This window comes from Streptomyces iconiensis, from assembly GCF_028657195.3.
GTDB classification, from domain to species: domain Bacteria; phylum Actinomycetota; class Actinomycetes; order Streptomycetales; family Streptomycetaceae; genus Streptomyces; species Streptomyces iconiensis.
Genome location: NZ_JANCPR020000013.1, coordinates 208,155 through 214,154, shown reverse-complemented (window position 1 = coordinate 214,154; position 6,000 = coordinate 208,155). Strand labels below are relative to the sequence as shown.

5 protein-coding genes are annotated in these 6,000 nt (G+C 71.1%); 3 read left to right on the top strand and 2 right to left on the bottom strand.

The features are described 5' to 3' along the window. The first annotated feature begins 215 nt into the window (after positions 1 to 215). A complete protein-coding gene (locus NMN56_RS15785) occupies positions 216 to 1,088 on the top strand; it encodes an endonuclease I family protein (protein ID WP_274043888.1) in 873 nt (290 codons plus the stop codon). A 106-nt stretch (positions 1,089 to 1,194) separates the two neighbouring features. On the opposite strand, the gene NMN56_RS15780 is transcribed toward NMN56_RS15785, so the two are convergent. Beyond that, positions 1,195 to 2,049, bottom strand: coding sequence for an NmrA family NAD(P)-binding protein (locus tag NMN56_RS15780; RefSeq protein WP_274043887.1), 855 nt, complete (start codon positions 2,047 to 2,049; stop codon positions 1,195 to 1,197). Positions 2,050 to 2,179: 130 nt separating this feature from the next. On the opposite strand from NMN56_RS15780, the gene NMN56_RS15775 reads away from it, so the two are divergent. Both NMN56_RS15775 and NMN56_RS15770 read left to right on the top strand, forming a co-directional pair. Further along, positions 2,180 to 3,121, top strand: a complete 942-nt coding sequence (locus NMN56_RS15775; RefSeq protein WP_274043886.1) for a cation diffusion facilitator family transporter — start codon at positions 2,180 to 2,182, stop codon at positions 3,119 to 3,121. A 316-nt stretch (positions 3,122 to 3,437) separates the two neighbouring features. Continuing rightward, a complete protein-coding gene (locus NMN56_RS15770) occupies positions 3,438 to 4,142 on the top strand; it encodes a LysM peptidoglycan-binding domain-containing protein (protein WP_274043885.1) in 705 nt (234 codons plus the stop codon). A 124-nt stretch (positions 4,143 to 4,266) separates the two neighbouring features. Here the strand turns inward: NMN56_RS15770 and NMN56_RS15765 are convergent, their stop codons facing one another. Continuing rightward, a complete protein-coding gene (locus NMN56_RS15765; RefSeq protein WP_274043884.1) occupies positions 4,267 to 5,916 on the bottom strand; it encodes a vWA domain-containing protein in 1,650 nt (549 codons plus the stop codon). Positions 5,917 to 6,000: the final 84 nt, after the last annotated feature.

Below are 6,000 nucleotides of genomic sequence, written 5' to 3'. Positions count from 1 at the left end.
CCCGCGGACCGAGCCCCCCACCCGCAGACAGACCCGCACCCGCGGACCGAGCCCCACCCCGCCCGGAACGCCCACCCGCGGACCGAGCCCGCAACAACGGGCCCTCTTGCGCGCGTTCGATTTTCTGGGCAGGCTCCCCGCCCACATGCCCATCGCGGGCGCCACGCGGGCGAGTTCGGCCCGGGAGGGGCGCCCGCACAGTGGAGAGGACCCCCATGCGTGCACCCCACGCTCCTCGTAACCGCCGTGCTACGCGCGTCACATGGCGACCGTTGGCGCTGGCGGGAAGCGCGGCACTGCTTGCCGCGCTGACCGTCCAGGCTCCGGCCGACGCGACACCGACCGCTCCCCCCACGAGCCCCCAGGCGCCGGCACAGGCACAGGCACAGGCAGCCCCCAACGACGACGAGTACTACAAGGACGCGATCGGGAAGACGGGCCCCGAACTCAAGACGGCGCTCCACGGGATCATCAAGGAGGGCGACCAGCTCTCCTACGACCAGGTGTGGGACGCGCTCAAGGTCACGGACCAGGACCCGGCCAACTCCGCCAACGTGGTCCTGCTCTACAGCGGCCGTTCACAGAGCAAGGACGACAACGGCGGCGACGCCGACCAGTGGAACCGCGAGCACGTATGGGCCAAGTCCCACGGGGACTTCGGCACGGGCACGGGCCCCGGAACCGACGTGCACCACCTGCGTCCGACCGACGTGTCGGTCAACAGCACGCGCGGCAGCAAGGACTTCGACGAGGGTGGCGAGGAAGTCGGCGAAGCGCCGGGCAACTTCACCGACGACGACTCATGGGAGCCCCGCGACGAGGTGAAGGGCGACGTGGCGCGCATGGTGCTCTACATGGCGGTGCGCTACGAAGGTGACGACTCCTTCCCGGACCTGGAGCCGAACAACAAGGTGGACAACGGTTCGGCCCCCGCCATGGGCCGGCTGTCCGTGATGAAGAAGTGGAACGAGCAGGACCCGCCGAGCGACTTCGAGAAGAACCGCAACCAGGTCATATTCGACAAGTTCCAGCACAACAGGAACCCGTTCATCGACCACCCCGAGTGGGTCGACGACATCTGGTCGTAGCCCAAGGGGCGTAGCCGGAAGGGCCCGGGCCCGGATCACAGGCCCGGGCCGCGGGCCCGGCTCGCGGAAGCGGATCGCAGGCCGGGACACGGGCCGGCCCGCCGGGCTACTGCAGCGGCCTGGACCAGCGCTGCGCCGACGCCCACTCGGCGAACGGCGTCCACGGCACGCGGGGGAACTCCGCGCGCAGCGCCTCCAGGTCAACGCGGAAGCCGGTCTCGGCCAGGAACGCGAACATCGCGCCCATGTCGGGGCTGGCCACGCGGAGCGAACTGAGCGGCGTCTGGCGGTACTCGACGGCCCAGCCGGCGGCGTGCCCGATCGCCTCGGCCATCTGCGCCGGGGTGGGCGCGTCCGCCGCGACCTCGATCCTGCGGCCGATCCAGCGCTCAGGTTCCGCGATGACGGCGGCGACGACGCGGCCGAGGTCGCGGCGTGACACCTGTTGCAGCGGGGTGCCCGGGTCGAGGGGCAGTACGAGCACACCGGAGGCGATCTCGTGCAGCTCGCCGAAGACGTTGTGGAAGAAGTACGTGGGGGCCACCACGGTCGCGGGCAGCCCCGAGGCGGCGAGCACCTCTTCGGTGTGCGCCTTGGTCTCGAAGTGCGGGATGCCGGTGCGCCGGTCGGCGCTGGCGACGGAGGCCATCACCAGGTGCGGCAGCTCCACGCGGAGCGCGGCCTCGATGATCGCCATGCCCTGCTCCTCCTCGGCACGCAGGCCCGCCTCGAAGGGCGTGGTCAGCGCGAAGGCAGCGGTGGTGCCTTGGAAGGCGTAGGCCAGCGTGTCGGGATTGGCCAGGTCGGCCATGACGATCTCGGCTCCCCGCGCGGCGAGCGCGCGGGCACGGGAGCCGCCGGGATCGCGCACCACGCCGCGTACGGGGAGGCCCTGGTCCAGCAGGGCCCCGGCCACGGCGCCGCCCTGTCCTCCGGTCGCGCCCAGCACCGCGATCGTCATACGTCACGTCCTCCCTGCGCCTGCCTGTGCGTACGGGGAAGCAGGAGGAGAGGGCTTCCACGGCGATGCGCCACCGTCCCGCACACAATGAGTAATTCACCCCTTTTGGCCGCTTTGTTAGGTTCGCTTCATGGGACACGACCACGGCCACGGCCCCGCCTCCGGCCCCGGCTCCCGTTCCGGCGGGGAGCCTTCGGCCGGGGCCAGGTACCGCCGCCCCCTGGCCCTCGCCTTCACGTTGACGTTGCTCTACATGGCCGCCGAGATCGTCGGGGGCATCGCGTTCGACTCCCTCGCGCTGCTCTCGGACGCGGCCCACATGGGAACGGACGTACTGGGTCTCGGCATGGCGCTCGCCGCGATCACCCTCGCCAACAGGCCGGGACCGCGCCGCCGCACGTACGGCACCTACCGCCTGGAGGTACTGGCGGCCCTCGGCAACGGGCTGCTGCTGTTCGGGGTCGCGGTCTATGTGCTCGTGGAGGCCGTACGGCGCTGGGGCGCGCCGCCCGAGGTGCCGGGGCTGCCGCTGCTGCTGGTGGCCGGAGGCGGACTGGTCGTCAATCTCGTGAGCTTCCGGCTGCTCTCCTCCGGCGCCCAGGACAGCCTCAACCTCAAGGCAGCCTCCCTGGAGGTGATGGGTGATCTGCTCGGCTCCCTGGCGGTCCTCGCCGGCGCCGGGATCATTCTGCTGACCGGCTGGCGCTATGTGGACCCCGTGCTGGGCGTGGCGATCGGGCTGTTCATCCTTCCGCGTGCGGGGCGCGTGATGGGACAGGCGGTGCGCATCCTGATGGAGGCGGCGCCACCGGGCCTGGACGTGGCGAGCGTTGAGGCGCGGATGGCCGGGTTGCCGGGGGTCGCAGGGGTGCACGACGTGCACATCTGGACGGTCACCTCCGGCATGGAGGCGGCCACGGGCCATGTCGTCACCGGCGAGGGGGCACGCCCGACGGACGTACTGGAATCCGTACTCGCGCTGCTGGACGAGGAGTACGGCATCACGCACGCCACGATCCAGGTCGAGGAGCCAGGACAGTGGCGGGGCGAGCCTGAACACCCCTCCCACTAGAAGCCATTTGAACGGCTATAGGCCGAATTGGTGCATCCATCGGGGTCGAAGAGGAGTGGATCAGGGGCACACATCACAGACAAACCCCTCTGACCTGTGACGCTTGTCTCTGACGGCTCCCTCGCAGCCCCTCTCGCACACTTTCCCCACAAGCACATCACCAGCACAGATGCCGCTCTCAGGTGTCAAGCGGCTTTAATGATCTTTGCCGGATGTTCTTGGAGCATCCAGACAGATGTGCTTACTGTCGCTCCGCTCGACCCGTTCGCCTCGAACTCCTGTGGCGGACAGCCGCGACCGTAAGGAATGAAAGACCATGCTGTTCTCCGGCAAGGGCCGTCACCGCCGTCCCTCCAAGGCCGTTCGCATCGCCACCGTGACCGGTGTCGCGGGTGCAGCGGTCGCCATTCCGCTCATGTCCGCCGGTGGCGCCCAGGCCGCCTCTGTCGACACCTGGGAGAAGGTCGCCCAGTGTGAGTCGACGGGCAACTGGTCGGCGAACACCGGCAACGGCTACTACGGCGGCCTCCAGTTCAACAACTCCAGCTGGGCCGCAGCCGGTGGTACGAAGTACGCACCGCGCGCCGACCAGGCCACCAAGGAGCAGCAGATCGCCGCTGCCGAGAAGCTGCTCGCCATCCAGGGCCCGGGGGCCTGGTCCTGCGCCGGCGCCGGCAACCTGACCTCCGGCGGCCCCGCTGCCAACGTGAACCCGGGTGGCGAGAACACCCAGCAGCAGGCGCAGCCCGAGCAGCGGAGCCAGCCGCAGCAGCAGGCGCAGCCCAAGCAGCAGCCGCAGCCCAAGCAGGCGCAGCCGCAGCAGCAGGCCCCCAAGCCCGCGCAGCCGCAGCAGGCCCCGCAGACCGGCCACGGCAACTACACCGTCAAGTCGGGCGACACCCTCTCGAAGATCGCGGAGGCGCACGGCACCAGCTGGCGGCAGGTGTACCAGGACAACAAGTCCACGGTCGGCGGCGACGCCAACCTCATCTTCCCGGGCCAGAAGCTCCAGGTCGGCTGAGACCGCCTGACTTCCGTCCCGTAGGGACCGCCATGGCCCGCGCTTCTTCCCCCGAGAGCGCGGGCCATGGCTTTTCACGTGGCGCGAGTCCGGGCCCGCCAAGGCTCACGGCTGCGTGTCCACTTCACTTCAGCCTCATCGCCTTGCCGATGACGCGGGACAGTTCGGCTGCCGAGCGGTCGCCCGTCTCGTCCGCCACGCGTGCGGCGTGCGCGCGCAGTGCGCCCGGCGGAGGCGCACCGGGGAGGGGCGAGGCGCCCGCCACGTCCCCCTCGGGGGGTTCCGGCGCGTGCGGGGACTCCTGGGTTTCCGTGTGCTCGGCGGGGCCGCCGGGTTCGCGGGCGCGCAGGTAGTCGGCGAAGTACGCGGCGACGGCCGCCAGTCGCAGCCGGGGCGAGATCTCTTCGCCCTTTCCGCCGCCTTCGCTGCTCCCGCCCGGCTTTGACCATATTTCTCCGCCTGTGAGTTCGGCGGCGTCCACGGTGCGGGCCTTCTCGCGGGGCTTCCTGTTGCCGGGGTCCAGCCAGCGCACGGTCGCTGTGGCAGCGCGGCCGTCCGTGTCCCGCGCGGCCTCCTTGAGCCGTACGGCGTACAGCGCGGTGACCGTGTGACCGGGGCCGATCTCCCCGCCGTCCACGCGGTCGTCACGGAAGTCCTCGTTGGCCACGGCCCTGTTCTCGTAACCGAGCAGCCGGAACCGCTCCACCGTTTCCGGGTCGAAGGCGACCTGGGCCTTGGCGTCGCGTGCGCGCAGTCCGATGTTGCGCGGCAGGCGTTCGACGAAGACCTCGCGTGCCTCCTTCTTGCCGGAGATGTACGCGGTGTGCCCGTCGCCCCTGTTGGCGAGCCGCTCCATGAGCGCGTCGCCGTAGTCGCTGCCGACGCCGACCCCGAAGAGCGTGATGCCGTGCTCCTTGCGGTGCGACTCGACGCCGCGCAGGATCTCGTTCGCGTCGGTGTCCCCCGTGTTGGCGAGCGCGTCGGACAGCAGCACGACACGGTTGGTCGCTCCCGCGCGCCGGTGTCCCGCCGCCTGCGCGTAGCCCTCCCGCACACCGGCGCCGAGGTTGGTGCTGTCCTGCGGCTCAAGTTCCGCGACGGCGCCGCGCAACCGCTGCCTGCCGCCGTCGTCCAGCCGCGTCATGGGCAGCACCGTCTCGGCCTCGCCGCTGAAGGTGACCAGCGAGACCGAGTCCTTGGGGCCCAGTTCCCTCGCCGCCATCCTGAGCGCGTCCTTGACCAGGTCCAGCCGCCCGGGCTCCGCCATCGAACCGGACACGTCCAGCACGAAGGTGAGCGCGGCGGGCTTGCGGGGCGCGTCCATGTTCTCCTGCCCCGTGGCCAGCCCGACGCGCATCAGCGACCAGCCGTCGCCGGTGCGCGCGCCGTCGGCCGTGACGGAGAAGCCGTCGCCCGTGGGCCGCTTGTAGCCCTGCGGGAAGCTGTTGACGAACTCCTCCGTGCGCACCGTGCCGGGTTCGGGCAGGGCGCCGCCGCGCACGGTGCGTTTGGCGTAGCTGTAGGACGCCGTGTCCACGTCCAGCGCGAAGGTGGAGCGGAAGTCGGCGGGCGCCGACGGTTCGCGGTCGGCTCCGCCGCCCTCCTCCCCGCCCTTCACATAGCCGGGAGCACCGCCCCCCGCGCCGGGCGCCCTGGCTGCCGGCCCTCCGCCGTCGTCCGCCAGGCTGGTGTTCTTCTCCGCGCCGCCCGAGCATCCGGCCAGCAGTCCCACCGCGACGGCGCCCACGGCCCACCGGCTCCATCCCCGCCTCATCGCTCTCCCCTTACGGCTGTCGCCCGTTGCACGGCCGGCGACCCTGTCGCCCCCGTACGTTCGGGACTGTGACGCGCGGGGTCT